This window comes from Streptomyces sp. NPDC058646 (genome assembly GCF_042716875.1).
Lineage (GTDB): Bacteria > Actinomycetota > Actinomycetes > Streptomycetales > Streptomycetaceae > Streptomyces.
Genome location: NZ_JBHXRK010000086.1, coordinates 1 through 1,460, shown reverse-complemented (window position 1 = coordinate 1,460; position 1,460 = coordinate 1). Strand labels below are relative to the sequence as shown.

Sequence of the window (1,460 nt, the reverse complement as noted above, 5' to 3'; positions counted from 1 at the left end):
AGCTACCTCGCCGGCCTCCACCTCCGCGCCGCAATGATCTGGATCGACGACCTGATCAAGACCACCGAATGATCACGACATCACACAGGCCCTAGAGGCGTTTGTGGAGAAGCACCGCAAGCGCCTGGAGGAGCTGCCGCGCGCGTACGGGCCGGGCAGCAGGCCCCCAGAGTTCGGCCGGTACGCTCTGATCGGGCAGCGCGTACGCCTCCCGCAGTACCGCGCCTACCTGCGCCGACGCGGAATTCGCTGCACCATCCCGGACAAGGCCGACCAGGCACGCAATCGCCGGAAGCGCGGTTCCCGCGGCGGTCGGCCGCCGCATTTCGACCCGGCCGACTACCGCGAGCGCCACGCGGTCGAGTGCGGGATCAATCGACTCAAGAGACACGGCGCCGTCGCCACCCGGTACGACAAGCTCGCCGTCCGCTACGAGGCGACCGTGCTCGTTGCGGCCATCAACGAGTGGCTTTGAACGGAGGTAGCTCTCCCGTCCTGGTTCACCAGTCCCGGCCGGCGGTCAACTCCTCTGCGTCTGCTTCCGTGAACTCGTATGCCGACGCGACGAAGCAGAACTCGTCGCAGATCCACTCCCGCGCCACCGTCTCGATCTCGCTTCCGGCCGCCACGAACTCCCTGTCCAGCAGGTTGAACTCCTCCGTCGCAGCCTGGGTGAGTGCATACAAGCTCTCCAGGTCCGACGGCCGCTCGGCCTCGATGCGCTCGCACAGCCGCAGCAGGATCGCCTTCCCCCGGTCGACCACGTGATCAGGGAAGTACGAGTCGTCGTACATCTGCCGCAGGAACGCGTGTCCCGCTACCTGCTGGTTTGTGATCGGCATGGCACTTCCCTACCTCCGCGAAAAGCTGACGCGCCGATCATGCACAGCACCACTGACAACGACGCCCCCATGGACGCCAAACCTCACGCGACCAGGACTTTCACAACAGGTCCTAGTACGCGATAGGTGTTCTTCATGCCATGTGAGAGTCGCCCGGTCCTCGACGCAGCGAAGCGGGGCCACCGGTGCCGGAAGGACGGAAGCGGGGGGCCGCCGCAGCAGCACCAGCCACTCCCCCGGACGACCTACAGGTAGTCGACCCGGTCCGCCGCGAAGGTGCGGTGCGGGCCGTACAGCCGCATGTCCGTCAGCCGGAACCGCTCCACCCGGCCCCGTGCCCTGCACCCGCCGTCCTATGCCGCGCCGAAGGGACCGCACCCAAGCGTCGCTCGGTGGTCCGTTGCCGTAGCCGCCGCGAGGATCTGGGCACCATTGGTCCCCTCGTCGCGCGCAGGCCGTCGGTTTGTGAGCTTCAAGGTGGCGGGCCGGGCAAGTACCGGGCTCGGGCAGGCCTATCAGATCAATTTGTTCTTTACGTGACGTTTATTCGGCCTTTTCCGGGTAGTCGCCGGGTGGGACTGCGTCGATCTTGACGCGATCCCGACCCGTGGAGCGCAC

2 protein-coding genes are annotated in these 1,460 nt (G+C 66.5%); one reads left to right on the top strand and one right to left on the bottom strand.

The window, feature by feature from the left end; translation table 11 throughout:
* The first annotated feature begins 103 nt into the window (after nucleotides 1–103).
* Complete coding sequence (locus tag ACFWUZ_RS36310; RefSeq protein WP_384382399.1) at nucleotides 104–475, top strand: hypothetical protein; 372 nt, start codon at nucleotides 104–106, stop codon at nucleotides 473–475.
* Between the two features lie 25 nt (nucleotides 476–500).
* On the opposite strand, the gene ACFWUZ_RS36305 is transcribed toward ACFWUZ_RS36310, so the two are convergent.
* Complete coding sequence (locus tag ACFWUZ_RS36305) at nucleotides 501–842, bottom strand: DUF5713 family protein (RefSeq protein ID WP_384382397.1); 342 nt, start codon at nucleotides 840–842, stop codon at nucleotides 501–503.
* Between the last annotated feature and the right edge of the window lie 618 nt (nucleotides 843–1,460).

Coding starts and splice junctions, on each gene's coding strand:
- ACFWUZ_RS36305 (WP_384382397.1), bottom strand. CDS start 842: ATGCCGATCACAAACCAGCAGGTAGCGGGACACGCGTTCCTGCGGCAG.